This is a genomic window from Pseudomonas sp. LBUM1656 (genome assembly GCF_059716065.1).
The window spans coordinates 5,238,265-5,265,039 of sequence record NZ_CP166800.1; the positions used below are offsets into that span (position 1 = coordinate 5,238,265).

Genomic DNA, 26,775 nt, shown 5'->3' on the forward strand with positions numbered 1-26,775 from the left:
CACGCCGCCCGCTTATGACGCGGGGCGCCTTGCGCGCCCCGTCGATTGAGTAGAAGTTGAAACTTAGATCGCTTTGAGCGTGCCTTTTGGCAGCGTGGCGGCAATGGCGCCTTTCTGGAACTTCATTTCGACGGTGTCGGAAACTTCCAGAACCACGAAATCGTCAGCCACTTTAGTGATCTTGCCGGCGATACCACCGGTGGTCACAACTTCGTCGCCTTTTTGCAGGCTACCCAGCAGGTTTTTCTGCTCTTTGGCGCGCTTGGCCTGTGGACGCCAGATCATCAGGTAGAAGATGACCAGGAAACCGACCAGGAAAATCCACTCGAAACCACCACCCATTGGGCCGGCAGCAGCCGGTGCAGCAGCGTCAGCCATGGCATTAGAGATAAAAAAGCTCATTTAGCACTCCAGTTGCAAATGTTGAATCTTGGGGTCAGAAAACTCAGTCCAAAGGCGGAACAGGTAACCCGCGTTTGGCGTAGAAGGCATCGACAAAGGCGGCCAATGTACCCTGTTGAATAGCCTCGCGCAAACCAGCCATAAGCACTTGATAATGACGCAAGTTATGGATGGTATTGAGCATGCTCCCCAGCATTTCGCCGCACTTGTCCAGGTGATGCAGATAAGCGCGGGAGAAGTTCTGGCAGGTATAGCAATCGCAGGTCGGATCGAGCGGCGAATCATCATGGCGATGGAACGCGTTTCGGATCTTCAGCACGCCTGTATCAATGAACAGATGCCCATTGCGGGCATTACGGGTTGGCATCACGCAATCGAACATGTCCACACCGCGGCGCACACCCTCAACCAGATCTTCCGGTTTGCCAACGCCCATAAGGTAACGAGGTTTGTCAGCCGGCATCTGGCCCGGCAGGTAATCCAGCACCTTGATCATCTCGTGCTTGGGCTCGCCCACCGACAGACCGCCAATGGCCAGGCCATCAAAACCGATCTTGTCGAGGCCTTCCAGGGAACGCATGCGCAGATCCTGGTGCATGCCGCCCTGAACGATACCGAACAGCGCCGCCGTGTTGTCGCCATGGGCTTCTTTCGAACGCTTGGCCCAACGCAACGACAGCTCCATGGAAATCCGCGCGACGTCTTCATCAGCCGGGTACGGCGTGCATTCGTCGAAAATCATCACGATGTCCGAGCCCAGATCACGCTGGACCTGCATCGACTCTTCCGGACCCATGAAGACTTTGGCGCCATCGACCGGAGAGGCGAAGGTCACGCCCTCCTCCTTGATCTTGCGCATCGCGCCCAGGCTGAACACCTGAAAACCGCCGGAGTCGGTCAGAATCGGGCCTTTCCACTGCATGAAATCGTGCAGGTCGCCGTGCTTCTTGATCACTTCGGTGCCAGGACGCAGCCACAAGTGGAAGGTGTTGCCCAGAATGATTTCCGCGCCGGTCGCGGTGATGTCCCGCGGCAGCATGCCCTTCACGGTGCCGTAGGTACCGACCGGCATGAACGCCGGAGTCTCGACGGTACCGCGCGGGAAGGTCAAGCGACCGCGACGAGCCTTGCCGTCAGTAGCAAGCAACTCAAACGACATACGACTTTGGCGACTCATTCTTTGTCCTCAGGGCCACGTGGTGCGGGGTTACGGGTGATAAACATCGCATCACCGTAGCTGAAAAAGCGGTATTGATGCTCGACAGCGGCTTTATAAGCGGCCATGGCTTCGGGATAACCGGCGAACGCCGAAACCAGCATCAACAGCGTGGATTCGGGCAAATGAAAGTTGGTGACCAGGGCATCGACCACATGAAACGGTCGGCCCGGGTAGATAAAGATGTCGGTGTCGCCACTGAACGGCTTGAGCACGCCATCGCGCGCGGCGCTTTCCAGGGAACGCACGCTAGTGGTCCCCACGGCGATCACCCGACCACCACGAGCGCGGCAAGCTGCGACGGCATCGACCACGTCCTGGCCGACTTCCAGCCATTCGCTGTGCATGTGGTGATCTTCGATCTTCTCGACACGCACTGGCTGGAACGTACCCGCACCCACGTGCAAGGTCACGAACGCCGTCTCGACGCCCTTGGCGGCAATCGCCTCCATCAGCGGCTGATCGAAATGCAGCCCCGCCGTCGGCGCCGCCACCGCGCCCAGGCGCTCGGCGTACACCGTCTGATAACGCTCGCGGTCCGAGCCTTCATCCGGGCGGTCTATATAAGGAGGCAACGGCATGTGCCCAACGCGATCGAGCAGCGGCAACACCTCTTCGGCGAACCCCAACTCGAACAACGTATCGTGCCGCGCCAGCATCTCAGCCTCGCCACCACCGTCGATCAGGATCTTCGAACCGGGCTTCGGCGACTTGCTGGACCGTACATGGGCCAGCACGCGATGACTGTCGAGCACCCGCTCCACCAGGATTTCCAGCTTGCCGCCGGAAGCCTTCTGGCCAAACAGCCGCGCCGGAATCACCCGGGTATTGTTGAACACCATCAAATCGCCCGGGCGCAAATGCTCGAGCAAATCAGTGAATTGACGGTGTGCCAGGGCGCCGCTGACCCCATCAAGGGTCAACAGGCGACTGTTGCGACGCTCGGCCAAAGGGTGGCGAGCAATCAGCGAATCAGGGAGTTCGAAAGTAAAGTCAGCAACGCGCATGATGGGGTTCGTCTAGCAGGGGCCGGAAGTCTAGCCGAAATAGTGAAAATTCTCTATGTACCTGATTGACCGACGGTAATCTCATCTCTATACTTCGCCGCCATTGAGCCCTGATGGCGGAATTGGTAGACGCGGCGGATTCAAAATCCGTTTTCGCAAGAAGTGGGAGTTCGAGTCTCCCTCGGGGCACCAAAATTAAGAAAGGTCTTGCTTTGGCAAGGCCTTTTTTTTCGTCTGTAGAAAAGTGAAACCGTGCTCCAATCGTTGACCCGCAATCACTCTGACACCACCGATGATCACATCGAACTGCGTGAAAGAGCCAGTATTACGAGGAAATGATTAGAGTTAGGATGAAACGGTCACGACGCGTACCCCACCTGGAATTAGTGGCAAACTCTGAACACGTATCAATGACAGCGGCCTGAGGCTCAACAGACAGTGCTGCTTTAAGGAATCAGGCATCAATGAGCAAAAAGAACCCCATCAGCCGGCTCACGATCAAGGGTTTCAAGTCGATCAAGAGTCTGGATGACCTGAACCTTGGCAGCTTGAACGTACTGCTTGGTGCCAATGGTGCCGGCAAAAGCAGCTTCGTCTCTTACTTTCGTATGCTTGGCGAAATGATGGAACTGCGCCTGAAAAAGTGGACCACTCAACAAGGTTCTGCTGATCGCATTGTCAGTTTCGGCGTGAAAGAAACGCAGAGAATAGAGTCCTTCGTACAGTTCGGCTTGAATGGCTACCGTTTCGAGCTAGAGCCAACGGTGGACGGAGATTTTGTATTTGCCAATGAGCGACTTTTCTTCGATGGTCCTATGTATGGGCAAGAATGGATTCCGCTCGGCTCCGGACATCAGGAAGCCAAGCTCAAAGCAGCATTCGATTCAAAAAAATTTCACGCACCATATAAAAACAACGTAGTGGCGTACTGCTACGAATCGATTTCCAGTTGGAAAGTATTCCACTTCCATGACACCAGCGACATGGCGAGCGTCAAGCGTTTTGGCCCCGCACACATTGACGACTATCTGCGGCCCGATGCCTCTAATCTGGCGGCTTACCTTTATCGATTAGCCACAGAGACACCAGATACCTACGAGCAGATTCGCAAAACAATCCAGCTGGCCATCCCGTTCTTTGATGATTTTGTGCTCAAGCCCCGTCGCTTGGATACGGAAGAAGAACTGATCAATTTACAGTGGCGACAAAAAGACAGTGACTACGTGTTCTGGCCTAGCCAACTTTCGGACGGTTCGATCCGCTTTATGTGCTTGGTGACGGCGCTGCTGCAACCCGACCCTCCTTCGACCATCATTATTGATGAGCCTGAATTGGGCCTGCATCCCTACGCCATCACATTGTTGGGCTCACTGCTTCGCTCAGCATCGACAAGGATGCAAGTGATCGTCTCAACGCAGTCCGTGCCGCTAGTTAATGAGTTCTCCATCGACGATCTGATCATTGTCGAACGTGAAAAGGGCGCTACGGTTTTCAAACGTCTCGACGAGAAAGCATTTGAGTCATGGCTGGATGATTATTCAGTCGGAGAACTGTGGGAAAAGAACATTCTTGGTGGGAGGCCACGTAAATGATTCGAGTGCATGTCATTTGCGAGGGTCAGACCGAAGAAATGTTTATCAACGAGGTGCTTGCTCAGGCCTTTCACCCCCTAGACATCTATTTGACACCCGCACTGATCGGAAAACCTGGCCACAAAGGCGGTAATTTCCGCTTCGAGCGACTGCTTACTGATGTTGAAAAAAGGCTTTTAGGTGATCGCCAAGCCTACTGCACCACGTTTTTTGATTTCTACGGTCTACCCGAAGATTTTCCTGGAAAAGTCGATGCTGGCAGTAGGAACACCATGAACGAAAAGGCCGACTGCCTGTTAGAGGCTATGGCAGGCAAGTTAAGACAAAAATTGGGCGATGAGGCAATGCGCCGATTCATTCCGTATGTCCAGATGTACGAATTTGAGGGACTGCTATTCAGTTGCCCTAATCGACTTGCAGTGGGAATCAACCAGCCCTCCCTTGAAGACAAGTTTCTGCACATACGAAACGAATTTGATACACCGGAAACCATTAACAACAGCCCAATGACGGCACCGAGCAAACGACTCCTTAAGCTTTACGAGGGCTACGATAAGCCGCTTCATGGTTCCCTCGCGGCGATTGAAATCGGACTGGCCGCCATACGTACTGAGTGCACCCGTTTCGACGCATGGCTTAGGCATATTGAAGCGCTGCAGCCAATCAAATAAGAGATGTGAAATAACCTTGACGCCAAGGCGTCCTAAGGACTCTACCCATGGAATTTCCGCTGGAAACAGTCGCCCTTTTCGCTCTCAAGCTGGCGTACGAGCGGGAGGGGGAAAGCCCGATTCTGCGGGATGACCCGATCATGAGTGATTATGAGCGGGAGGTTTTTGGGTTGTTGGTGCGGCGGGGGGATGTTGAGGGGATTCAGTTTAGAGTGGCGCGTAGTGTGGGTTTGGCGCTGGGCGCCCTCGGCGGAGTTGATACCGTTCTGGGCCGCGAATTGCATAGATTGGCGGCAGATTTCAACTCTGCTCGAACGATGGAGCAGCTTGATGCCACGCTCCTCCCTCTTAAGAACTACTTGAAAGACATTCAATGAATGTATGGATAGGGCTACCCGACAACCAGATTCGCCCGAAGGCTCACCGACAGCCATGTAATACGAAGAAAAAACTTCTCCTTTTTTCGCCCCTCCCATATTCTGGTTTTTCGACCTTTTACACGGATTACTGATTAGGTCTTGGATTATTTCGAAGTACGAAATCCTTAATAACTTGTTGTGCATCACTACTCCAGTTCACCTTTGATTTTTCTGAGCTCCACCACATAAATAATACCACCAAACAATAAGTTGAACGTCGAGCCTCATAAGGACCTATAGGAACTCTTGACTTATGCGCAGCCGCATTCCTATATCGAATCAGGTCATTTAGTAAATTTTGAATCCGACCTGGAAATATTGAGTACTTCTTCTCAGGCTTATTTGCCTTATCAATCTTATTAAACAACATCTTATCTGCATTATGCAAATCCCCAATCAGCGAGCGAATTATATGCAATGCAACCTCTCCCTTATCTCTATCGCTCGCCAACCCATCTTTTATTTGCAGATAAAAATTTGAGACATCCGATATCTCCGGCTCAGGAGACTTGAACAACATACTCACTCTCCTTTGTATTTCATCCAGCAGCTGCCCGGTCGTCAACCCTTTATCTAACTGCTCGCGAAAAAGCGTCTCATATATTTGAGTTAAGATGTCTTCTCCTGCAATACCCATCGAACCCACACAATCGAGATAATTGTGTTCAGCATATCGTTCCAAACCTTTACTAATTGTAGGAAGCAAATGTTCTTGCGTGAACACCTTCGAATAAACCAATGACAATATGTCCGGATATGGTTCAAACAATTCCTCTTCCGGAGAAAAGACAGGCATAAGTGTACAGCTTTCTGCCTTTCCCACTAGCACCAAAAAATCTATAAAAGCTTTGAGTGGCTTTTCCTCCCAAGCGACAACCGTACAATTAGTTTTGTGCTGAGGCCCACTAACTATAAAAAAGTTTCCAGACTTATTACGATGAATTATTCCACGAGGCAGTTGCGTTCTAAATTTTTCATCCCATATATTCTCAAAAAAGTAGGTGTATGCCTTGTCATATTCACGCCGAAGAATGTCATAATCAAGGAGATCGAGAACCATTTCTACTATCTCATGATGGCGAGAAGACTCACCGCCATCATCCTCACTTATATCTTCATCTCGGCGAACCATAAAATCAAAAAGAGATAGCAAAAAAGAGATCTTATCTCCTACAAACTGAACAACACTATCATTCCACTCTTTCGTAAGATTGATTTTTCTCTTGCGCTTCCCACTGGCCAAAACAATATAGTCTTTTCCATTAGTCTCCTTATAAACCATATTCATTACATCTTTCGAAATTCCGCCTTCTGAAACCCAATCAAACGTCAGCTTATAGAGACCATTGGAAAAAGGATCAGAGAGATAATTTGTTATCTTTTCAAGCGCACCATCAACTAGCACTCCTTCGATGCTTCGACCTCGCCCAACATCTTTTAACCCATATGAAAACTGCATTAATCCTCCAAAAACAGAAACAAACTAGATTTTAAACCCGCTACCTTAATCGCTTCAGCGCCCTCACTCACCCCATGTAACATCAGCCCCTTTATAGCTCCATCACTCACCAATTAAATATGTAGCACGTTTCTTGCTCAATCTTCAAAATCTACGCACAAGCCTTGTAAATCGAAACGCTTCACAACCTGCCCAGCCTAATACACCGATAAATTTCAGGATTTCAGCGAATATAAGTGACTTTTCAGTTTGTTCGCCATGGCGATAACCCGAAAGCCGGCAAGCTGGTATTCGGTGGTACTTTAATGTACGACGTGAGATTGTTACTTATCAGCAAAATTGCATTGAACACCTTTTATCATATAGACAAAGGGGACAGACTTACTTCTCTTAGCCGAAAAAAAAGCGCCCCCTTTGAGCCACGAGTCTGGCAAAGTAAATACTCTCCCTTTTCCTCTAGAAATAACTGCACCATATTTAATCAGACAAGCTTTATCCGATCTGCTCCTAGCCTCAATCTTAATTCATCCATCTGATCATCAAAAAGCGAATTTGCATTATCAAACCTTCTCACAGCAAGTCTTAAAAAAGGTAGCCAAACACCTGTAATTACATCATCCTCAAACATATTAGAATGTCTCAGCAGATCACTTGATCGCTCAATTAGACGTGGGTTTTTCTGTGTGAAACCTTCTATAGCAGCCTGCCCCATTCTTTCATCCTTGATAAATGGGATTCGAATTTTAGGCATAAACTTAACTGCACCATCCCTAGGAGCCCGAGTGTTAAGTACCATACTGGCATTTTCACGCGAAAAAACAGAGTTCCAGTCGTAATTTGAATTTAAAATAGACCCTGTCAGTACAATACCACCAAACGGCTCGGCCAAATCTCCGGCCTCTTCCAAATAGCGCCCTATAACATAGGAACCAAAGGAATGAGCGACAATAGATATAGATCCCTTATAGGTCTTTCGAATTTCGGCCAACCATAACCTGAACTGGTCAACCACTTCAGACTGCGCAGCCTTGTCAACTAAAATTGTCCCATCTTCAAAACCATAGAAAAAAGGTGCCACACACCAACCGTGGGTAGACGCGAGAAACGTAAACTTTGGAATCCACTCAGAATTAGACCTAATTCCGTGAATAGGAATGACAAGCTTAGAATAGGTAAAATCTTGAATGAGATGTCTGTGCACGTAAGAGAGCACGGCCACTCCTAGCTTGCTTGACGGCGTGTCGTCCTTCTCATGCTCCAGGACATCCGGATGAAGTTTTATTTGAACAATTCCGCGACCTATGGATCTCCGATCCGTCCCAACTAATTGAATGTAAGCCTGCAGTAACTCCGGTTCATCTTCGGCCAAAAATTGAACATCCAAAACAACATCATCAACAAGATTTAACTTTGGAGAGACAGGAATATCTGATTTTTTTAAAAAAGCCACTAACACATCCATGTCAGAAGGCGTGGTTTTCTTAGTTACAAACGAGCCACCAATAATCAGAGAGGTAGCGCCAACTTCGTCAGCCCAACGATACAGGGATCTCAACGCGCTACCATAGCCGGATCTCACACCTCCCGACATTGACGCCTCATCCGATGGAGCGCAAAAAGCTTCGATAAAAGCATCTACATCCATTTGATGAATTTTATTGGAAAGATAACCTGACTGATCAAACTCAATAGCACTCAAAATTATAACCCTACTTTATTATTAATAAACTTCTATTTTCCCGATTATCCTGCAAAAAGCTTACATCGAAAAATATTCTATTCGTACCCAAAAGCCATGTTCCTAACATGAGAAGTTAACGCAAAATACCTGGACTTTTCTTGGTGCAATAAAGACCATGCGTCCATCATCCTTTAACAACCAGAAGGATATTGGTGTCATCGGTAGTTGTTAATTTCTTCAACGTCCGCGAAATAAAAAATTGAATGTAGGTGCGACGTGCATCGCCAAAGCAGCATCGATCTTGGGGTATCTTGCACCATGACAATATTTTGACAGCCAGGCATTTAGGCGGAAGACGAACGTTTTGATCAGGCAGTACGTCGGCATCTGCCTCTTTATGACTGGTGTTGAAGCTGGTTAGCACCCCGACGGCTGAACAGCCGATTAGTGCCGACAAAACTATAGGAAGTGCTACTGACTTCGTTCCCTGTGTCATTGCTCATTCCTTCGATGGATAGGCTGTCACTGCTACAGCGATCATCGCTTGTTAACTCTTTCGATACAAGCCAGTAGCCATCATTGCCACATCGCTTTTCAGAGCCATCGGTTTGACGTCCCCCGCTCGCCACATGCTCAATGGTGGCTAAATTGTCTTGTATAAAGAAGGGACTGAAGTCGTCGAAGGTTGCAGGAAAGAAGCTTGCACGCTACCCTCCCACCGTCGCTGCCAATTCAGCGACCGGGTGTGGAAACCCGTGTAATTCAAGGCGCAACAGCGCCCCCATCACGTCTGCCGGCGCTTTTTTTATGCCTGTGGCGTGAGTTATGGCGGCTGTGCGTGGGACGTCTTCGGGCGTGCCGGTTTCCTTGATTCCCGGTTTTCCACCCCGCGCACAGCTGTCACCCATTCGTGTGGAAACGGATATGGCAGCTCCATATATCAAGGAGTCTGATAATGCGCAGCATCAATCCGTACAAAATTCGGCTTTTCCCTCAACGCGACTCCCAGTTGCGTAACGCTCCACTGTCCACCCTCTCCCACCGCCTCTCCGTCATCGGAGGTGGCAAATGACTGATCAATCAGAGCTGAAAACCATCGGCCTGACACCCGCCATCTACTGCGCGGATCAAGCCCTGTTCCATGTCACTCGCGGCGTTCCCCTCGGCGATGCGTTATCCATGGCTTCTGACTTTCTGTTTCTCGCCAAGAAGCTGAACGAAGATGCTGCCTACGCCACAGACACCGACCGCCATGCCTGGGCTGCGCATTATTTGACGGCGATGGGTAAGGCGGTGGTTGATGATGTGGCGAAGGTGCTGAATCGGGATCGGGATAATGAGGTGGCTTCTAAGCGGGCGGGGGCGAAGGCTGAAGCTTAGTGTTTGAGGCCTGTGGGGTGTGGGTGGCTTGCGATGGTGGCGGCTAATTCAGCATTTATCTTGGTTGGGCTGACGCCATCGCGGGCAAGCCCGCTCCCACAGGGATTGTGGTGAGCGAACAGGCATTATTTCGCCCGACTAGGTGGCTGGGTTGTCATTGCGGTGCAGCTTCAGCATTGATGGTGGCTGGGCTGGCGCTATCGCCAGCAGGCTGGCTCCCACAGGGGGTTTGTGGGGTGGCTGGGATTTTGGATTTGCCTCGAGGTTTTCGGGGCTTTTTATTGTTTGGCTCGGGGTGAATGGCTTTCGGTTTACAGCGGGATAGATCAACGCATCTGCTCCCTGATTTGCCCACGAATCTGATGCTGTTTCTCACCTGCAATGCTTGCTATACATCCCCCATCGACAAGCCCTCAGGGCATTAGGCCAGTGAGCAAACACCCCACACCACACTCATCTAGACTTAATGGATAGTCGTAGGCAGAACCGAACACGTCGCTTTGGTGCAGTTCAATCAAAAGCGGCGTGGCAAGCTGCCCTTTATGCCCAGTAGAGGTGCGGCGAAGACCGCGTCGGGCACAACAAGATGCCCGCTCAGGGTGCCCTGGCCACCGGCCTGAAATTGCCACGATTCCGTGACGTGGTGTGAGTGCCGCAGCCGACACTTTCGGACGACCGACGACCATCTGGTTTGTCCGTGACCGTGAGGATTGCTGAATGCCTGATGAGAGTTTGCACCTGCCTGTGGTCAACACCCTGCTGGAGCGCCACAAGGGCTCTGCGGGCGCACTGTTGCCCATTCTTCATGATATTCAGGAACGCATCGGTTACATCCCCGATGCGGCCGTCCCCGAGATTGCTCACGCCCTCAATCAGAGTCAGGCGGAGGTTCGCGGGGTGATCAGTTTTTACCATGACTTCCGTACCGCGCCGCCGGCCAAGCATATCCTGCGGCTGTGCCGGGCTGAGTCCTGCAAGAGTCGCGGTGCCGAGGAGCTTGCCGCGCAGTTGCGTGAACGTCTGCAACTGGATGATCACGGCAGCAGCGCCGATGGCAGCATCAGTTTGCGGCCGGTTTATTGCCTCGGCGCTTGTGCTTGCTCGCCCGCTCTGGAACTGGATGGCCGGGTGCATGCGCGGCTGAGTGCTGAACGGCTGGATGCGTTGCTCGACGCTTGTCGGGAGGACGCATGATGCCGACTCTTTATCTGCCCACTGATTCGCTGGCCCGCGCAGTGGGTGCCGATGAGGTCTCCACAGCGCTAATCACTCAGGCCAAGGAACGCAATCTGCCCCTGGAGTTGCAGCGCACCAGTTCTCGCGGCCTCTATTGGCTGGAACCGCTGTTGGAAGTGGACAGCCCGCAAGGCCGTATCGGCTTCGGCCCGCTGACCGCTGCCGATGTGCCGTCCGTGCTCGAAGCCTTGCAAGGTGAGCCGTCCGCACATCCACTGGCCTTGGGCCTAGTGGAAGAATTGCCTTATCTGAAGTCTCAACAACGCCTGCTGTTTGCCCGCGCCGGTATTACCCGGCCGCTGTCGCTGGACGATTACCGGGCCCATGGCGGTTTCGAGGGGTTAACGAGGGCCGTGACCGTTGGCGGTGAGCAAACCGCGACGGAGGTGTTCGATTCAGGCCTGCGTGGCCGTGGCGGCGCGGCGTTCCCGGCCGGGATCAAATGGCGCACGGTGCGCGCCACCCAGGCTGCGCAGAAATACATTGTGTGCAACGCCGACGAAGGCGACTCCGGCACTTTCGCCGACCGCATGTTGATGGAAGGCGACCCCTTCCTGCTGATCGAAGGCATGGCCATTGCCGGCATCACCGTCGGTGCCACTTACGGCTACATCTATGTGCGCTCGGAATATCCGGACGCCGTGGCCACCCTGCGCCAGGCGCTGAATTTGGCTCGGGCCGCCGGTTACCTCGGCGCCAATGTCGGCGGCAGCGGGCAGGCTTTCGATATGGAAGTGCGGGTCGGTGCCGGCGCTTATATCTGCGGTGAGGAAACCGCGTTGCTGGATTCACTCGAAGGCAAACGCGGGATCGTTCGCGCCAAGCCGCCGATCCCTGCCCTACAAGGGTTGTTCGGCCTGCCGACGCTGGTGCACAACGTGCTGACGCTGGCCTCGGTGCCGTTGATTCTAGCCAAGGGCGCACAGTTCTATCGCGACTACGGCATGGGCCGTTCGCTGGGCACCATGCCTTTTCAGCTGGCGGGCAATATTCGCCACGGCGGTCTGGTGGAGCGGGCGTTTGGCCTGACCCTGCGCGAATTGGTGGAAGGCTACGGCGGCGGCACCGCCAGTGGCCGACCGCTGAAAGCCGCGCAGGTGGGCGGCCCGCTCGGCACTTGGGTACCTCCATCGCAATTCGATACACCGCTGGATTACGAGGCCTTCGCCGGCATCGGCGCGATGGTCGGTCACGGCGGTGTGGTCGTGGCTGACGACACCTTGGACATGGCCCAAATGGCCCGTTTCGCCATGCAATTCTGCGCCGAGGAATCCTGTGGCAAATGCACGCCCTGCCGCATTGGCTCGACCCGGGGCGTGGAGGTCATAGACCGGATGCTGGCCGCGCCGGACCAGAGCGATCGCGATGCGCAAGCGATCATCCTCAAAGACCTGTGCGACACGATGCAATACGGTTCGCTGTGCGCCTTGGGCGGCATGGCCCCCTTTCCGGTCACCAGCGCCCTCAAGTACTTCCCCGCCGACTTCGGTCTGCAAGCCTCGGAGGCCGAGCAATGATTACTCTCTTCGACCCGAAAACCGATATCGATCTGGGCACCCCGGCCCGCGACAGCGACGTGCAGGTCACGCTGAACATCGATGGTCGCAGCATCAGCGTGCCCGAAGGCACCTCGGTGATGCGCGCCGCTGCGCTGATGGGCACCACCATTCCCAAATTGTGCGCCACCGACAGCCTGGAGGCTTTCGGCTCCTGCCGCATGTGCCTGGTGGAGATCGACGGCATGCGCGGCTACCCGGCGTCCTGCACCACGCCGGTCACTGAAGGCATGAGCGTGCACACCCAGACACCGAAGCTCGCCACCCTGCGCCGCAACGTCATGGAGTTGTACATCTCCGATCACCCGCTGGACTGCCTGACCTGCTCGGCCAACGGCAACTGCGAGTTGCAAACCGTCGCCGGTCAGGTCGGCCTGCGCGAAGTGCGTTACGGCTATGAAGGCGAGAACCATCTGGAGGATGTGAAAGACACCTCCAACCCTTACTTCGACTACGACCCGAGCAAGTGCATCGTCTGCAACCGCTGCGTGCGCGCCTGCGAAGAAACCCAGGGCACCTTTGCGCTGACCATTACCGGACGCGGTTTTGAATCCCGGGTCGCGGCTGCCGGTGGCGAGAACTTCCTCGAATCGGAATGCGTGTCTTGCGGCGCGTGTGTGCAAGCCTGCCCGACCGCGACGCTGATGGAAAAAAGCGTGGTGGAATTGGGTCAGCCGGAACGCAGCGTGATCACCACTTGCGCCTATTGCGGTGTGGGCTGTTCGTTCCGCGCCGAGATGAAAGGCGACCAACTGGTGCGCATGGTTCCGGACAAGAACGGCCAGGCCAACCACGGCCATTCGTGCGTCAAAGGGCGATTTGCCTGGGGCTACGCGACTCACCCGGATCGCATCACCAAACCGATGATCCGCAGCCACATCAACGACCCGTGGCAGGAAGTCAGCTGGGATGAAGCGGTGACCTACGCGGCCAGCGAATTCCGCCGGTTGCAGCAAAAATATGGCCGCGATTCCATTGGTGGCATCACCTCCAGCCGCTGCACCAACGAGGAAACCTATCTCGTACAAAAACTGGTGCGCGCGGCGTTCGGCAATAACAACGTCGACACCTGTGCGCGGGTCTGCCACTCGCCGACCGGCTATGGCCTGAAACAAACCCTGGGCGAGTCCGCCGGCACCCAGAGTTTCGACTCGGTGATGCAGGCCGACGTGATTCTGGTGATGGGCGCCAACCCCAGCGACGCCCACCCGGTGTTCGCTTCCCAACTCAAACGCCGTCTGCGTGAAGGCGCGCGGCTGATCGTCATCGATCCACGGCGCATTGATCTGGTGGACTCGGTGCACGCCCGCGCCGAACTGCACCTGGCCCTGCGTCCGGGCACCAACGTCGCCATGCTCAATGCGTTGGCCCATGTGATCATCACCGAAGGCCTGCAAGACCAGGACTTTATCGACGCCCGTTGCGAGGGCAGCGATTTCGCCCGCTGGAGCGAGTTCGTCAGCCGTGCGGAAAACTCGCCGGATGTGCTTGGCGACATTTGCGGTGTAGACGCTGCCGACATCCGTGCCGCCGCCCGTCTGTACGCGCGCGCTGGCAATGCGGCGATCTACTACGGCCTGGGCATCACTGAGCACAGTCAGGGCAGCACCGCGGTCATGGGCATCGCCAACCTCGCCATGGCCACCGGCAACATCGGCCGCGAGGGCGTCGGGGTGAACCCGCTGCGCGGACAGAACAACGTGCAGGGCTCCTGCGATATGGGCTCCTTCCCCCACGAACTGCCCGGTTACCGGCACATCTCCAACGAGGTGGTACGGACGCAGTTCGAACAGGCTTGGAACGTCACTTTGCAACCTGACCCGGGCCTGCGCATTCCCAATATGTTTGAGTCGGCCTTGGCCGGCACCTTCAAGGGTTTGTATTGCCAGGGCGAAGACATCGCCCAGAGCGATCCGAATACCCAGCACGTCACCGCAGCGCTGTCGGCCATGGAATGCGTGGTGGTGCAGGACATTTTCCTCAACGAAACAGCCAGGTTCGCCCACGTGTTCCTGCCGGGCAGTTCGTTCCTGGAAAAGGACGGCACCTTCACCAACGCCGAGCGGCGCATTTCGCGTGTGCGCAAGGTCATGGAACCGCTGGGCGGCAAGGCCGACTGGGAAGGCACGGTGGCGCTGGCCAACGCCTTGGGCTACCCGATGAACTACACGCATCCGTCGCAAATCATGGATGAAATCGCCAGCCTGACGCCGACCTTCACCAACGTCAGCTACGCCGCGCTGGACAGCCACGGCAGCCTGCAATGGCCGTGCAACGCCGCCGCACCGGACGGCACGCCGACCATGCACATCGAGGAATTCGTGCGCGGCAAGGGGCGCTTCATGCTCACCGGCTATGTACCCACCGAGGAGAAGGTCAACAATCGCTATCCGCTGCTGCTGACCACCGGGCGCATCCTCAGCCAGTACAACGTTGGCGCTCAGACACGGCGTACCGAAAACGTCGCCTGGCACGATGAAGACCGTCTGGAAATCCATCCGACCGACGCCGAGAGCCGTGGCATCAACGAAGACGACTGGGTCGGCATCGGCAGCCGCGCCGGGCAGACCGTACTGCGTGCGCGGGTCACCGAACGGGTCGCCCCCGGCGTGGTGTACACCACGTTCCACTTCCCGGAATCGGGGGCCAACGTGATCACCACCGACAACTCCGACTGGGCCACCAACTGTCCGGAGTACAAGGTCACCGCCGTGGAAGTCAGCCGCGTCTACCACCCTTCCGAGTGGCAAAAACGCTATCAGGCCTTCAGCGACGAACAGGACCGTTTGCTCAAGGAACGCCGTCAGGCCCGTGGCGCTAAAGCGGAGGTGCGCCGATGAGTACTGAGAACCTGATCAAGATGGTCAATCAGATCGCCCTGTATTTCGCCACCGAACCGGACCAGCAAGCGGCCGTGCTCGGAGTGCGTAATCATCTGAAGATGTACTGGACGCCGGGCATGCGCAAGGAATTGCTGGCCTGGCAGACGGAGCATCAAGGGGCGGACTTGCATCCGCTGGCGCAGGCGGCGGTCAGTGGGGCGGGTTGGGAGGCTTAGTCCCGGGATTGGCCTGCTGGCTAAAAAACCTGTGGGAGCGAGCTTGCTCGGGATAGCGTCAGTTCAGTCAGCACTCATGCTGAATGTACGGCCCTCATCGCGAGCAAGCTCGCTCCCACATGGAGTGCGTGTTTAGAGCAGATGTTGAGAGATCAGCTTCGAGATCTCCACCATCGATGTCCTGCCGGTGAACTCGAATTTCACCTTCCCCAGCGAAGAAAAATAAATCTCCAACTCGGAATCCAGATCAAACGTCCCGGACGTTTCCACCGAATACGCCACGATGTTTTTGTACGGCAACGAGGTGAAGTCTTTCTTGCTGCCGGTGAGGCCCTGCACGTTCACCGCGATGATCCGCTTATTGGTAAACACCACCCCATCGCGCATGGATTTGTAGGAGTCGATTACCTGCTCCCCATCCAGAAGCAGCGAAGTAACGCGTTCGGCGTATTCATCGTTTTGCTTGAGTTTGAAGAAGCCTTTGTTGTTGAAATCAATCATCTGTCATTCCCTGTTTATCAAATGAACATCTAAGCCGGATGCACGGGCAACACCACCAACGCTTCCAACCCACCCTTCGACCGATTACGCAGCTTCAGCTCGCCGCCATGCTCCAACACAATAGCCCGCGCCGCCGATAACCCTAACCCGACGCCCCCGGTACTTTTGTTACGCGATCCTTCCAGGCGAAAGAACGGCGTGAATACCTGTTCATGACTCGACTCAGGAATTCCCGGCCCATGATCCAGTACTTTGATCCGCACTTCCCCACTGTCCGGAATCAGCTCAATTGCCGGCTCACTTGCGTACTTGATCGCGTTTTCCAGCAGATTGGTCATCACCCGCTTAAGCCCCAACGGTCGCCCGAAATACACCAGTCGCAACGGCCCACTGAACGCAATGTCGACGCCCTGATCCCGATAATCATCCAGCAACGTTTGCAGCAATTCCGCCAGATCAAACTGGGTCGCCGGCTCAAGCCGGGCATCATCGCGGAAGAACTCCAACGCCGAATTAATCATCGCCTGCATTTCATCCACATCGCGAAACAGCCGCTGCTGTTGCTCGCTGTCTTCGATGAATTCCCCGCGCAAGCGCATCCGCGTCAAGGGCGCGCGCAGGTCGTGGGAGATGGCCGCGAGCATTTGGGTGCGGTCGCGGATGAAGTGTTGCAACTGGGCCTGCATGGCGTTGAAGGCGAGGATCGCCTGGCGGATTTCCTGGGGGCCGAGGGGTTCGATGGGCGGGGCGCGGAAATCCACGCCGAAACGTCGGGCGCCCTCGGCGAAGTGTTGCAAGGGTGTGGCGAGGCGGCGGGTGGCGATCAGTGTGACGAGGGCGGTGGAGATGAGCACCAGCAAGACGACGATCAGGTAGCGTGGCGTATCGTCGAGGCCCCAATTGCGCGAGTGGGCGGCGAACATCAGCCAGGAGGCGTCCGGCAGCTCGATCAGCAGCGCGTAATGCGCGTCCGCCGAGTTTTCCGTCCAGTCGGCCGGCTCATAGACCAGGATTCGACCGGCGAATTTGAGCAACGGCTGCAGAACGGTCGAGCCGACCTCAGAATCCAGATCTTCCACTGTCGGAAGATTGAGCTCGCGCCGATCAAGGTGCCAACTGACGGTGAAACCTTCATCGCTGACGGATTGCGCCAGTTGGCTGCGCAGTGGCGCCGGGGCGGCTTGAATGATACGGGTGATGGCGGCCATTTTTTCCAGCAACCCGGTTTCGGTCAGTGGCGGGCGCGCCCACACGCCGGCCACTTGGATAAACAGCCCGTTGAGCGCCAGTGAAATGAGCATGGCCAGGATGATCGTCAAGGCGATCCAGCGCGCCACCGTGTCCCGGCGAATCCGCTTCAGCCAGCTCATCGCCGCGTCACGCTGGGGGTGAACAAGTAGCCGCCATTGCGCACCGTGCGAATCATCGCCGGGCGTTTACTGTCGGACTCGAGTTTGCGTCGCAGGCGGCTGACTTGCACATCGATGCTGCGATCGAACGCGTCATGGCAATGCCCGCGCGCCAGGTCCAGCAACTGCTCGCGGGTGAGGATGCGCTGGGGGTGTTCGACGAAGACCAGCAGCAAGTCGAACTCGCCGGCCGACAGCGGGATCATCACGTTGTCCGGCGAACGCAATTCGCGGCGCGTGACGTCGAGGTGCCAGTCGGCAAAGTCGATCAGCGGCCGTGGGCGCTCCTGCAACACCGGGCGTCGCTCGTCCACGCGGCGCAACACGGCGCGCACTCGGGCCAGCAACTCACGGGCGTCGAAGGGTTTGGTCAGGTAGTCATCGGCGCCCAGTTCGAGGCCGACGACCCGGTCGCTGAGTTCGCCCATGGCGGTCAGCATGATTACCGGCATCGCGTAGCGAATCCGTAGTTGCTGACACAGGATCAGTCCACTGTCCCCCGGCAACATTACGTCGAGAATGATCAGGTCTGGCGGCTGTCGCTCGATGACCGCCCACAGCGACGCGCCGTCGGTGGCGACTTCTACGCTGTAGCCCTGCTGCACGAAGAATTTTTTCAGCAGATCGAGGACTTCAAGGTCGTCGTCCACAATTAAAAGGCTGTTCACCGAAGGTCACTTGAGGGGGCGAATGGAACCGCCATCTAAAACCATTCACGGCGGCGCGTCATATATTTCAATCCTGCAATAAAGCGTCAGCGTCGCAACAAACCAGACATCTTTGCGCAAGGCTCGGGGCTCAGCATCTCGGCGAATTCCTCCCCCGAGACTCGCGTCCATGTCGCCTTTCAAATGTGCTCCCTGGCTGGCCCGCAACACTTCGATCGCCGTGTTCGCCGCAGGACTGGCGGGTTGCAGCAGCCAACCGCCCTCGCCCGCCATCGTGACCTGCGCCGAAATCAGCTATTCAGTGGACGACCCGGCGGAACCGTTCAACCGCGGCATCTTCGCGTTCAATCGGGTGGTCGATGACTACGCCCTGGCGCCGGTCGCTCGCGGTTATCGTGACTTGCCGGACTTTTTCCAGACGGGTGTGCATAACTTCGTGGCGAACTTTGGTGAGCCGAAGGTTTTTATCAATGACCTGCTGCAAGGCAACCCGATGCGCTCGGTCAACACCTTGGGGCGTTTCGCGCTAAACACCACGGTCGGCGTGGTGGGCTTGATCGACGTTTCCGGCATGGCCGGCGTCCCGCGTCACGATGCGGACTTTGGCCAGACGTTTGGCGTGTGGGGCATTGGCAACGGTCCGATCGTCGAGTTGCCATTGTTCGGCACCTCGAACAGCCGCGATGCGGCCGGGCGAGTGCTGAGTTTTGTGGTCGATCCTTTCGGCAGTAACAGCGATACCGTGGACACGTTGTCCACCATCAACACCGTCGGCGGCATCGTCGATGGTCGCGCAGAAGCGTTACCACTGACCGACAGCCTGCAAAAACTGCCTGATTATTACAGCGCCTTGCGCAACGTGGTCGCCGAGCATCGAGCCGCTTATGTGGCGGATGGCAAACAAGGTTCAGCGCAAACCACCAAACCTCAATGCGAAGGAGCACCGGCCGATGGTTTCTGAAAGCAATCATTTGACGCTGCAACAACGGGTGACCCGGGACGACGCCGCCAATCTGCACTGTCGGGAAATTACCCTGCGTCTGTCACCGGACTGTCGCCAACTGGTGCTCAGCCGCTACACCGAACACTACGGTCCGGCGGTGGTGCGCTGGATCGAGCGCAGTCATACGGTGTCGGTGAGCGATTTGTTTCGCTGGCTCGTGGCCAATGGGGAAACCAGTGTCATGACAGCGGACAGCCTTTCGCTGCCTCGATGAATCGCCCGTCTCACTTCAACACCATGCCATTGATTTGCTATCGTGCGCGCCATCGCCTCATCTCAACGAACAATGGAAGCCATTGTTAACAAGGAAGAATGAATGGTCCTCTTCGCAATATTGGTGTTCCTGGCTGCGTCAGCGGGGATCTGGTTCTGGATAGTGAGAAACCGTGGCAGCTTCAATCTGTGGTTCGCCAACCTCGCAGGTGCTCTGGCCAGCTTGATTGTCGCCACGGTCGTGCTGGTGTTCGCGAGCCCCGTTGAGACAGAAGTACGACCCGCTGTCATTTTTTATACGATCATGTCGACCCTTGGCGTCTTCATCGGGACATGGCTCTTCATAGTCGCCAGGTTCAAGCGAGATGAGTATCCGGTCGGGCGTCATTTGATCGCCGGAACTGGCAGTCTGGTGACGGCATTCCTCACATTTGTGATATGCGCACTGATCTTTCATGGCAAATGAGTACTGCCCAGCCCTTCACCCTTCGACGGCACACCTTTAGCGGCAAGCCAGTGGCCATCAGATAATTCTGGGCGCTGGCTGCGCTATCATCGCGCGCTCTGTGCACCAAGAGTCTTGAACCTGCATGCCCATGTCTTCGCCATTCCCCGACAGCCATCGCTCTCTGCCACCGGTCCTCGCCGGCCCGCTGTTGCGGCGTCTGGAGCCCACGCGCCTGGTGCTCTGGCTGGTAGGAACCCGGGCCTTGTCGCTGACCTTGCGCCTGCAAGGTGTCGGCGACATTCGCCTCGACGCCGGGCAATGCACGGTCATCCCGATTGGCAAGCATGCCTTCGTTCATCTGATCGATGTGCCGCTGGCGACCGCCCTGCCCTGCGACACCCGGATCGACTATGACCTGCTGATTGATGACGCGGCGACCGGTATTGCCGACTGGGCGCCTCATCTTCTGTACGGCGAAGCCCGTTGCCCGAATTTCGTTTTGCGTTCGCGCATCGATCAGTTAATGCACGGTTCCTGCCGTAAACCTCACCACCCGGCAGCCGACGGCTTGCTGTGCGTCGATCGTTTTCTGGCGACGGAACATACCGCAACAGAGCGCCCGGCCCTGCTGATGATGAGCGGTGACCAGGTGTATGCCGACGACGTCGCCGGGCCGACGTTGCGGGCGATCCACGCCTTGATCAAGCAACTGGGGCTGTTCGAAGAGCACCTCGAAGGCGCGGTGGTCAGCGACAGTGCCAAGCTCTACGAACACCCTGCCAGTTACTACCATCGTGCGGATTTGTTACCGGCGCTTGAGAGCAACAAAACCTTGCGCGAGCGATTTTTCGGCGGCGCGCGTAAGCCGATTTTCACCAGCAGCAGTGCCGATAACCATCTGGTGACGTTCGCCGAAGTCATGGCCATGTACCTGCTGGTCTGGTCGCCGACACCCTGGACGCTGATCGCGCCACAACCCCCGGCGCTGACGCCCGAAAGACAAAAGCGTTATGCCCTTGAACAAACCCGTATCGATGACTTCAAGGCAGGTCTGGGCGGCGTTGCGCGAGCGATGGCGCATCTGCCATGCCTGATGATCTTCGACGACCATGACATTACCGACGACTGGAATCTGTCCGCGCAATGGGAGGAAACGGCCTACGGCCATCCGTTCTCCAAGCGCATCATCGGCAACGCGCTGCTCGCCTACATGCTGTGCCAGGGCTGGGGCAATAACCCGGATGCGTTCGGCGGTGTACTGGAAAAAGCCTGTTTGCTGAGTGCCACCGGGCACGACCACTATCTCGACAGCGACGTCCAGGACGCCCTGATCGATGAGTTGCTGGTTTTTCAACACTGGCATTACGTGCTGCCCACCACCCCGGCGCTGGTCGTCATCGACACCCGAACCCGACGCTGGCGCAGCGAGATGAACCTCAAGCAACCCTCAGGCCTGCTGGACTGGGAAGCGCTCAGCGAGCTGCAACAGGAATTGCTCGATCATCCGTCGGCGATCATCGTATCGCCGGCGCCGATCTTTGGCGTCAAACTGATCGAAACCGTGCAACGCGTCTTTAGCTGGTGCGGTTATCCCCTGCTGGTGGATGCGGAAAACTGGATGGCCCATCGCGGCGCGGCCCAGGTGATCCTGAACATTTTCCGACACTCGCGTACACCGGGGAACTACGTGGTGCTGTCGGGGGATGTGCATTATTCCTTCGTCTACGAAGTCCTGATCCGACACCGCAAGGCCGGTCCGAGGATTTGGCAGATCACCAGCAGCGGCATAAAAAACGAATTCCCGCCCGCGCTGCTTGAGTGGTTCGACCGCCTCAACCGCTGGCTCTACTCACCGCGCTCGCCGCTCAACTGGCTGACCAAACGCCGCCGCATGCGCATCATCCCGCACACCCCTGAACATGCTGAAGCAGGTGAACGGTTGTGGAATTCGGCGGGAATCGGCCAAGTGTTCTTCAATGAGAAAGGGCAACCGCAGGAAATCTATCAGCACAACTCAAACGGCGCGCCGAAGACGCGGATGGTTGCGCCTGAGAATGACGACTGAAAGTGTGAGTCACCATGAACCTCACCCGAACCCTGATCATCGGCAACTCTGGCGCAGGCAAAAGTTGGCTGGCTAAACGACTGGCTGAACAACTGCATGCGCCGTTGACCGATCTTGATCGGGTTCACTGGGTGTCAGACGAATGCAGCATCGCCCGCCCTCGCTCCGAAGCGTTGGGCATGGCACGAATGTTGGCCGATGAAGAGTACTGGGTGATCGAGGGTGTTTACGGCTGGATCGTCAGCGAAGTTATCCACAGAGCAACAGCGCTTGTCTGGCTGTGTGTTGACGACGAGAACTGCGTCGCCAATATTTGCCAGCGAGAAAACCGGCAGGACAACGACGAGTTGCTGATAGCGTTGCTGGAATGGGCTGTCAGTTATCGTGTTCGCGAGGACTCCAGTGGGTTTTCTGTGCATCGGCAACTGTTTGGAGGGTTCAGCGGTTCAAAAATCAAACTCATGGATCAAAGTGACATCACGGCCTTCGTGAACAACCTTCCCGACTCATCTCACAGCGTTTAACAAGGATTTGTATGTTTGCACGGAGCAAGTTGGTGCCCGAACTGATGGTCACTGACATCAAGAAAAGCCTGCATTTCTGGACCTCGCTAATTGGTTTCGAGATCGCCTACGAGCGTCCGGAAGCGGGTTTCGCCTACCTCGATAAAAACGGCGTGCAGATCATGCTGGAGCAATACGCGCCGGACGAAGGCCAGTGGATGACCGGGGCATTGGAAGCGCCGTTTGGTCGGGGCATCAACTTTCAAATCACTGTTGATCTTGTCGAACCGATACTCAAGCGATTGGCGGCTGCTGAATGGCCGCTGTTTCGTCCCTGCGCCGATGTCTGGTATCGCGCCGATGCGGTGGAAGTCGGGCAACGGGAATTTCTGGTGCAAGATCCGGATGGGTATCTGGTTCGGTTGGTGGAAAATTTGGGGGAGCGGGTTTGTTTGCCAGGCTGTTGAGGTCGCAACAACCATTACCCCGAGCAAGATCATTCCCACGCTCTGCGTGGGAATGCAGCCCGGGACGCTCCGCGTCCCAGAAGCGGACGCAGAGCGTCCATTGAGGCATTCCCACGCAGAGCGTGGGAACGATCCTTCTACTAGGCCGTGATTAACGCCCGACAAACCCCTCTGACAATCATCTCCACTTCCCGCTCATCAATCGTCAGCGGTGGCAGCAGGCGAATGGTCTTGCCCCGTGTCACGTTGATCAGCAAGCCGTGATCCCGGGCGGCGATCAGGGTCAGGTCGCGGATCGGCTGTTTGAGTTCGATGCCGATTATCAAGCCTTGGCCTCGAATCGCCAGGACGTTCGGGTTGTCTGCCAGTTCGGCGCGCAGTCTGGCCAGCAGGCGTTCGCCCTGCAGTCTGGCGTTTTCCAGCAAGCCTTGTTCTTCGATGATGTCCAGCACTGTGCAGCCGACACGGCACGCCAGCGGATTGCCGCCGAAGGTGCTGCCATGACTGCCAGGGGTGAACAGCTCGGCGGCTTTGCCCCGGGCCAGACAGGCACCGATGGGGATGCCGTTGCCCAGTCCCTTGGCCAGGGTCATGACGTCCGGGACGATGCCTTCGTGCTGAAAGGCGAACCACTGGCCGGTACGACCGATGCCGGTCTGGATTTCGTCGAGCATCATCAGCCAGCCGCGCCGGTTGCACCGTTCGCGCACGGCTTTCAGGTAACCGGCGGACGCTAACTGGACGCCGCTTTCGCCCTGAATCGGTTCCATCAGAATCGCCACAATGCGCGGGCCATGAGCTTGCTGCACCTTTTCCAGGGCGTTGAGGTCGCCGAAGGGCACTTTGACGAAGTCGCCGGGCAACTCGTTGAATCCCAGGCGTACGGCCGGACCGTCGCTAGCGGATAAGGTGCCCAACGTCCGGCCGTGGAAGGCATTTTCCATGACCACCACCAACGGCCGTTCGACGCCTTTGTGCCAGCCGTAAAGTCGCGCAAGTTTCAGCGCGGTTTCATTGGCTTCGGCACCGGAGTTGTTGAAGAACGCCCGCTCCATGCCCGACAGCTTCGTCAGTTTCTGCGCCAACCGCTGTTGCCAGTCGATGCTGTAGAGATTGGAGGTGTGCAACAGCAGCCCGGCCTGCTCGCTGATCGCCGACACGATTTTGGGATGAGAGTGGCCGACATTGGTCACCGCCACACCTGCCACCGCATCCAGGTACTCACGACCCGCCTGATCCCAAAGTCACGTGCCCAGGCCCTTGCTGAAACTCAGGGCCAGAGGTTGGTAAGTGGTCATCAGGCAGGCGGCGTTCATGACATCAAGCTCCATCAATTGTCGGTGTTTTTGCAGTATGGTTAGCCACCTGAGCTGGATAAATGCTGTAACACTTCAATCATCTTAAAGCTGAGCTTGATAATGGATCTGTTCCAGGCAATGACGGTTTACGTCAGAGTGGTAGAAGCCGGCAGCATGACTGCGGCCGCGCAGCAGTGCGAAATGTCCACGACCATGGTCGGCAATCACCTTCGCGCGCTGGAACAACGTTTGGGTGTGCGCTTGTTGAACCGGACGACACGACGCCAGCGACTGACGGAATTTGGCTCCGCTTATTACCAGCGCTGTCTGGAGGTACTGGGATTGGTGGCCGATTCCGAACGCCTGGCCGAACAGAGCCAGGACACGCCGAGCGGGACCTTGCGCATCACGGCACCGCTGACCTTCGGCACTGAAAAGCTTGCGCCGGCGCTCAGCGAGTTCACCCTGCGTTACCCGCAAGTCAAACTGGACGTGGTGCTCACCAACGGGCGACCCGATCTTCTCGAAAACGGTCTCGACGTGGCGTTTCGTTTGGGCGCAATCGAACCGTCCAACCTGATCGCCCGCCCGCTCATCGACTACACGCTGACCATGTGCGCCTCAAAGGACTATCTGGCGCGCCGGGGCACACCGGAAAAACCCGAAGACCTGCAACATCACGACTGCTTGTCCTTCGCCTACCCGGTCGGCGATGACTGGCAATCCGTGGAAAAACAGTGGCGCCTGAGCGGGCCGGAAGGCGAAGTCATGGTGGCCGTCAAAGGCCCGATGCTGATCAACAGTTCGGCCGGGCTGCATCAGGCGGCTCGAACCGGGATGGGTATCGTGATGTTGCCCGATGCGCTGGTCGAGCAGGATTTGCTGAACGGACAACTGGTGGCGTTGATGCAGAACTATCAATTGCCGAGCCGGCCAATGCACTTGGTGTACGCCCAGGATCGCTACCGCTTGCCGAAATTACGTCGCTTCGTCGACTTCGCCATGCAGTTGTGGGCCAAGCACTAGCCGGAGCAATACACCATGCACTAATCTCCCCGACTGACGGGTCACTTTGATATCAGTGCAGGGAGAGCGGTGATGGGTGAAGCATCAAATATCGAGCCGTTGAAATTCAATGTGTCGGATTTGAACGAGGACATGTTGCACACCATTCTGGAACTGGTCAGTGACGGCATATGGGACTGGAACGCCAACACCGGGTTCGTCTACCGCAATCCCGGGTGGTACGAAATGCTCGGCTACGCCGCCCACTCCCTGGACAACACCGTGTTTACCTGGGAAAACGTGATTCACCCCGACGACTACCCGCGGGTGATGACGGTCTTTGATGATTACCTGAATCAACGCGCGCCGGGCTACCAAGCCGAGTATCGCTGCCGCAAGCAGGACGGCAGTTACATCTGGATCGAAGATCGTGGCTACGTGCTGGCACGCAATGCCGACGGATCGGTCGCGCGAATGGTCGGCGCGCACCGCAGTATCGAAGACAAGAAACGTCTCTTCGAGGAGATGGAACGGCGCAATCAATCCCTGGAAGCCATCGTCGAAGAACGCACCCGGGAATTGTCGCGGGTCAATCAGCAGCTGCAAATTCAACTTGAAGAAAACCGCAAACTGGCGGAAACCGATGCGCTGACATCGATCGCCAATCGCTATCGCCTGGAAAAAACCCTGCCCCAGGAATGCGACCGTGCCCAACGCTTTCGGCAGCCGCTGTCACTGATTGCCATGGACATCGACGACTTCAAGAACATCAACGATCACTATGGCCATGCCCTGGGCGATGCGGCATTGGTGCAGGTCGTCAAGAGCGTGAAACGCTGCGTTCGCTACGGCGACCTGTTGGCGCGCTGGGGCGGCGACGAGTTCATCATGATCCTGCCCAATACGTCGTTGGCCGACGCCAGATCCTTCGCCGAGCAAATCCGCCATGGTCTGTCGAACCTTCCGCGTGTGGGAGAGTTTCAAGTGACCATGAGCTTTGGCGTGGTCCAGCGCTTTGAAGAAGAGCAGCAGACCGGGCTCCTGGCCAGGGCCGATCAGGCGCTGTATCGGTCAAAAGTCGCGGGCAAGAATGTGATTTCCGGGTGAGCGCCGTCCTGGATGTCCGCGATGTACTGCCCTCGGAAGTGGAATCCGTGCGGCTGTTTCTTGAGCAGAACGGATGGGCTCACCGCCTGGGATCAACTGAATATTTTGCACAGTTGATCGCCAACTCCCAACGCACAGCGCTTGCCGTGAAAGACGCCCACATCGTCGGATTTGCCCGTGGTATCACCGACGGACTGTCCAACGGCTATCTGTCGATGGTTGTCGTGTCCGGGCAGCATCGACGTGAAGGCGTTGGTCGGGCACTGGTCGAGCATGTCATGGGCGAGAACACCGACATCACCTGGGTTTTGCGCGCAGGCCGTGAAGGTGCCTCGGATTTCTTCTCGCACCTGGGCTTTGAACCTTCAACCATCGCGATGGAGCGCCCGCGCAGTCGATAGCCAAAACGCC

At 56.3% G+C, this 26,775-nt stretch carries 25 protein-coding genes, 1 tRNA gene and 1 pseudogene; 18 read left to right on the top strand and 9 right to left on the bottom strand.

What is annotated here, in order from left to right; translation table 11 throughout:
- Positions 1-63: 63 nt before the first annotated feature.
- Genes yajC through queA form a run of 3 tightly spaced genes read right to left on the bottom strand, consistent with a single transcriptional unit; the run spans position 64 to position 2,625 of the window.
- Positions 64-402, bottom strand: coding sequence for a preprotein translocase subunit YajC (gene yajC / locus ACA072_RS23615; RefSeq protein WP_003185175.1), 339 nt, complete (start codon positions 400-402; stop codon positions 64-66).
- 43 nt (positions 403-445) lie between these two features.
- Complete coding sequence (gene tgt / locus ACA072_RS23620) at positions 446-1,561, bottom strand: tRNA guanosine(34) transglycosylase Tgt (RefSeq protein ID WP_162130724.1); 1,116 nt, start codon at positions 1,559-1,561, stop codon at positions 446-448.
- A gap of 14 nt (positions 1,562-1,575) precedes the next feature.
- Complete coding sequence (queA, locus tag ACA072_RS23625) at positions 1,576-2,625, bottom strand: tRNA preQ1(34) S-adenosylmethionine ribosyltransferase-isomerase QueA (RefSeq protein ID WP_497620939.1); 1,050 nt, start codon at positions 2,623-2,625, stop codon at positions 1,576-1,578.
- 107 nt (positions 2,626-2,732) lie between these two features.
- Here queA and ACA072_RS23630 point away from each other — a divergent pair.
- From ACA072_RS23630 to ACA072_RS23645, 4 genes are all read left to right on the top strand, one after another.
- Positions 2,733-2,817 (top strand) — tRNA-Leu (locus ACA072_RS23630).
- Positions 2,818-3,089: 272 nt separating this feature from the next.
- A complete protein-coding gene (locus tag ACA072_RS23635; RefSeq protein WP_497620941.1) occupies positions 3,090-4,217 on the top strand; it encodes an AAA family ATPase in 1,128 nt (375 codons plus the stop codon).
- A complete protein-coding gene (locus tag ACA072_RS23640; protein ID WP_497620943.1) occupies positions 4,214-4,888 on the top strand; it encodes a DUF4276 family protein in 675 nt (224 codons plus the stop codon). Before ACA072_RS23635 ends, ACA072_RS23640 begins: the two co-directional genes overlap by 4 nt.
- A gap of 47 nt (positions 4,889-4,935) precedes the next feature.
- Positions 4,936-5,265 (top strand): hypothetical protein, encoded by a 330-nt coding sequence (locus ACA072_RS23645; RefSeq protein ID WP_497620945.1) that lies wholly within the window; start codon positions 4,936-4,938, stop codon positions 5,263-5,265.
- Between the two features lie 127 nt (positions 5,266-5,392).
- Here ACA072_RS23645 and ACA072_RS23650 read toward each other — a convergent pair whose 3' ends face one another.
- Together ACA072_RS23650 and ACA072_RS23655 are read right to left on the bottom strand one after the other, a co-directional pair.
- Positions 5,393-6,766, bottom strand: coding sequence for a hypothetical protein (locus ACA072_RS23650; RefSeq protein ID WP_497620946.1), 1,374 nt, complete (start codon positions 6,764-6,766; stop codon positions 5,393-5,395).
- Positions 6,767-7,247: 481 nt separating this feature from the next.
- A complete protein-coding gene (locus ACA072_RS23655) occupies positions 7,248-8,465 on the bottom strand; it encodes a DUF6932 family protein (protein WP_497620948.1) in 1,218 nt (405 codons plus the stop codon).
- A gap of 1,050 nt (positions 8,466-9,515) precedes the next feature.
- On the opposite strand from ACA072_RS23655, the gene ACA072_RS23660 reads away from it, so the two are divergent.
- From ACA072_RS23660 to ACA072_RS23680, 5 genes are all read left to right on the top strand, one after another.
- The gene (locus ACA072_RS23660) at positions 9,516-9,827 is read left to right on the top strand and encodes a DUF3077 domain-containing protein (protein ID WP_497620950.1); all 312 of its coding nucleotides are present in this window, start codon (positions 9,516-9,518) and stop codon (positions 9,825-9,827) included.
- Positions 9,828-10,544: 717 nt separating this feature from the next.
- On the top strand, positions 10,545-11,021 hold the full coding sequence (locus ACA072_RS23665; protein WP_497620952.1) for a formate dehydrogenase subunit gamma: 477 nt from the start codon (positions 10,545-10,547) through the stop codon (positions 11,019-11,021).
- Positions 11,018-12,580, top strand: coding sequence for a formate dehydrogenase beta subunit (locus ACA072_RS23670; RefSeq protein ID WP_497620954.1), 1,563 nt, complete (start codon positions 11,018-11,020; stop codon positions 12,578-12,580). The genes ACA072_RS23665 and ACA072_RS23670 overlap by 4 nt, the downstream gene beginning before the upstream one ends.
- Positions 12,577-15,459, top strand: coding sequence for a formate dehydrogenase subunit alpha (gene fdhF, locus ACA072_RS23675; protein WP_497620955.1), 2,883 nt, complete (start codon positions 12,577-12,579; stop codon positions 15,457-15,459). The genes ACA072_RS23670 and fdhF overlap by 4 nt, the downstream gene beginning before the upstream one ends.
- Positions 15,456-15,677, top strand: coding sequence for a formate dehydrogenase subunit delta (locus tag ACA072_RS23680; protein ID WP_497448792.1), 222 nt, complete (start codon positions 15,456-15,458; stop codon positions 15,675-15,677). The genes fdhF and ACA072_RS23680 overlap by 4 nt, the downstream gene beginning before the upstream one ends.
- Before the next feature lie 132 nt (positions 15,678-15,809).
- Here ACA072_RS23680 and ACA072_RS23685 read toward each other — a convergent pair whose 3' ends face one another.
- Genes ACA072_RS23685 through ACA072_RS23695 form a run of 3 tightly spaced genes read right to left on the bottom strand, consistent with a single transcriptional unit; the run spans position 15,810 to position 18,255 of the window.
- On the bottom strand, positions 15,810-16,178 hold the full coding sequence (locus tag ACA072_RS23685; protein WP_131059399.1) for a PH domain-containing protein: 369 nt from the start codon (positions 16,176-16,178) through the stop codon (positions 15,810-15,812).
- Positions 16,179-16,207: 29 nt separating this feature from the next.
- On the bottom strand, positions 16,208-17,548 hold the full coding sequence (locus ACA072_RS23690) for an ATP-binding protein (protein ID WP_497620957.1): 1,341 nt from the start codon (positions 17,546-17,548) through the stop codon (positions 16,208-16,210).
- The gene (locus tag ACA072_RS23695) at positions 17,545-18,255 is read right to left on the bottom strand and encodes a response regulator (RefSeq protein ID WP_497620959.1); all 711 of its coding nucleotides are present in this window, start codon (positions 18,253-18,255) and stop codon (positions 17,545-17,547) included. Before ACA072_RS23695 ends, ACA072_RS23690 begins: the two co-directional genes overlap by 4 nt.
- Positions 18,256-18,424: 169 nt before the next feature.
- Between ACA072_RS23695 and ACA072_RS23700 the strand changes: the two genes are divergently transcribed.
- The 6 genes from ACA072_RS23700 (at position 18,425) to ACA072_RS23725 (ending at position 22,954) form a co-directional block, all read left to right on the top strand.
- Positions 18,425-19,216, top strand: coding sequence for an MlaA family lipoprotein (locus tag ACA072_RS23700; protein WP_497620961.1), 792 nt, complete (start codon positions 18,425-18,427; stop codon positions 19,214-19,216).
- Positions 19,206-19,472, top strand: coding sequence for a hypothetical protein (locus tag ACA072_RS23705; protein WP_497620963.1), 267 nt, complete (start codon positions 19,206-19,208; stop codon positions 19,470-19,472). The genes ACA072_RS23700 and ACA072_RS23705 overlap by 11 nt, the downstream gene beginning before the upstream one ends.
- Before the next feature lie 102 nt (positions 19,473-19,574).
- On the top strand, positions 19,575-19,937 hold the full coding sequence (locus tag ACA072_RS23710) for a hypothetical protein (protein WP_497620965.1): 363 nt from the start codon (positions 19,575-19,577) through the stop codon (positions 19,935-19,937).
- 124 nt (positions 19,938-20,061) lie between these two features.
- Positions 20,062-21,984 carry an alkaline phosphatase D family protein gene (locus ACA072_RS23715; RefSeq protein ID WP_497620967.1) on the top strand — a complete coding sequence of 641 codons (1,923 nt, stop codon included), beginning with the start codon at positions 20,062-20,064 and terminating at the stop codon, positions 21,982-21,984.
- Between the two features lie 14 nt (positions 21,985-21,998).
- Positions 21,999-22,508 (top strand): P-loop NTPase family protein, encoded by a 510-nt coding sequence (locus tag ACA072_RS23720; protein WP_497620968.1) that lies wholly within the window; start codon positions 21,999-22,001, stop codon positions 22,506-22,508.
- An 11-nt stretch (positions 22,509-22,519) separates the two neighbouring features.
- Positions 22,520-22,954: a bleomycin resistance protein gene (locus ACA072_RS23725; protein WP_497620970.1), complete on the top strand. Its 435-nt coding sequence runs from the start codon at positions 22,520-22,522 to the stop codon at positions 22,952-22,954.
- A 140-nt stretch (positions 22,955-23,094) separates the two neighbouring features.
- Here the strand turns inward: ACA072_RS23725 and ACA072_RS23730 are convergent.
- Positions 23,095-24,270, bottom strand: a pseudogene (locus ACA072_RS23730) (aspartate aminotransferase family protein).
- A 102-nt stretch (positions 24,271-24,372) separates the two neighbouring features.
- On the opposite strand from ACA072_RS23730, the gene ACA072_RS23735 reads away from it, so the two are divergent.
- The 3 genes from ACA072_RS23735 (at position 24,373) to ACA072_RS23745 (ending at position 26,765) form a co-directional block, all read left to right on the top strand.
- The gene (locus ACA072_RS23735) at positions 24,373-25,278 is read left to right on the top strand and encodes a LysR family transcriptional regulator (RefSeq protein WP_497620972.1); all 906 of its coding nucleotides are present in this window, start codon (positions 24,373-24,375) and stop codon (positions 25,276-25,278) included.
- A 72-nt stretch (positions 25,279-25,350) separates the two neighbouring features.
- Positions 25,351-26,364: a sensor domain-containing diguanylate cyclase gene (locus ACA072_RS23740; RefSeq protein WP_497620974.1), complete on the top strand. Its 1,014-nt coding sequence runs from the start codon at positions 25,351-25,353 to the stop codon at positions 26,362-26,364.
- The gene (locus ACA072_RS23745) at positions 26,361-26,765 is read left to right on the top strand and encodes a GNAT family N-acetyltransferase (protein WP_497620976.1); all 405 of its coding nucleotides are present in this window, start codon (positions 26,361-26,363) and stop codon (positions 26,763-26,765) included. The genes ACA072_RS23740 and ACA072_RS23745 overlap by 4 nt, the downstream gene beginning before the upstream one ends.
- Positions 26,766-26,775: the final 10 nt, after the last annotated feature.

Bases quoted from the DNA above. Each gene is read 5' to 3' on its own strand.
- yajC (WP_003185175.1), bottom strand. From the start codon at position 402: ATGAGCTTTTTTATCTCTAATGCCATGGCTGACGCTGCTGCACCGGCT.
- tgt (WP_162130724.1), bottom strand. From the start codon at position 1,561: ATGTCGTTTGAGTTGCTTGCTACTGACGGCAAGGCTCGTCGCGGTCGC.
- queA (WP_497620939.1), bottom strand. From the start codon at position 2,625: ATGCGCGTTGCTGACTTTACTTTCGAACTCCCTGATTCGCTGATTGCT.
- ACA072_RS23635 (WP_497620941.1), top strand. From the start codon at position 3,090: ATGAGCAAAAAGAACCCCATCAGCCGGCTCACGATCAAGGGTTTCAAG.
- ACA072_RS23640 (WP_497620943.1), top strand. From the start codon at position 4,214: ATGATTCGAGTGCATGTCATTTGCGAGGGTCAGACCGAAGAAATGTTT.
- ACA072_RS23645 (WP_497620945.1), top strand. From the start codon at position 4,936: ATGGAATTTCCGCTGGAAACAGTCGCCCTTTTCGCTCTCAAGCTGGCG.
- ACA072_RS23650 (WP_497620946.1), bottom strand. From the start codon at position 6,766: ATGCAGTTTTCATATGGGTTAAAAGATGTTGGGCGAGGTCGAAGCATC.
- ACA072_RS23660 (WP_497620950.1), top strand. From the start codon at position 9,516: ATGACTGATCAATCAGAGCTGAAAACCATCGGCCTGACACCCGCCATC.
- ACA072_RS23665 (WP_497620952.1), top strand. From the start codon at position 10,545: ATGCCTGATGAGAGTTTGCACCTGCCTGTGGTCAACACCCTGCTGGAG.
- ACA072_RS23670 (WP_497620954.1), top strand. From the start codon at position 11,018: ATGATGCCGACTCTTTATCTGCCCACTGATTCGCTGGCCCGCGCAGTG.
- fdhF (WP_497620955.1), top strand. From the start codon at position 12,577: ATGATTACTCTCTTCGACCCGAAAACCGATATCGATCTGGGCACCCCG.
- ACA072_RS23680 (WP_497448792.1), top strand. From the start codon at position 15,456: ATGAGTACTGAGAACCTGATCAAGATGGTCAATCAGATCGCCCTGTAT.
- ACA072_RS23685 (WP_131059399.1), bottom strand. From the start codon at position 16,178: ATGATTGATTTCAACAACAAAGGCTTCTTCAAACTCAAGCAAAACGAT.
- ACA072_RS23690 (WP_497620957.1), bottom strand. From the start codon at position 17,548: ATGAGCTGGCTGAAGCGGATTCGCCGGGACACGGTGGCGCGCTGGATC.
- ACA072_RS23700 (WP_497620961.1), top strand. From the start codon at position 18,425: ATGTCGCCTTTCAAATGTGCTCCCTGGCTGGCCCGCAACACTTCGATC.
- ACA072_RS23705 (WP_497620963.1), top strand. From the start codon at position 19,206: ATGGTTTCTGAAAGCAATCATTTGACGCTGCAACAACGGGTGACCCGG.
- ACA072_RS23710 (WP_497620965.1), top strand. From the start codon at position 19,575: ATGGTCCTCTTCGCAATATTGGTGTTCCTGGCTGCGTCAGCGGGGATC.
- ACA072_RS23715 (WP_497620967.1), top strand. From the start codon at position 20,062: ATGCCCATGTCTTCGCCATTCCCCGACAGCCATCGCTCTCTGCCACCG.
- ACA072_RS23720 (WP_497620968.1), top strand. From the start codon at position 21,999: ATGAACCTCACCCGAACCCTGATCATCGGCAACTCTGGCGCAGGCAAA.
- ACA072_RS23725 (WP_497620970.1), top strand. From the start codon at position 22,520: ATGTTTGCACGGAGCAAGTTGGTGCCCGAACTGATGGTCACTGACATC.
- ACA072_RS23735 (WP_497620972.1), top strand. From the start codon at position 24,373: ATGGATCTGTTCCAGGCAATGACGGTTTACGTCAGAGTGGTAGAAGCC.
- ACA072_RS23740 (WP_497620974.1), top strand. From the start codon at position 25,351: ATGGGTGAAGCATCAAATATCGAGCCGTTGAAATTCAATGTGTCGGAT.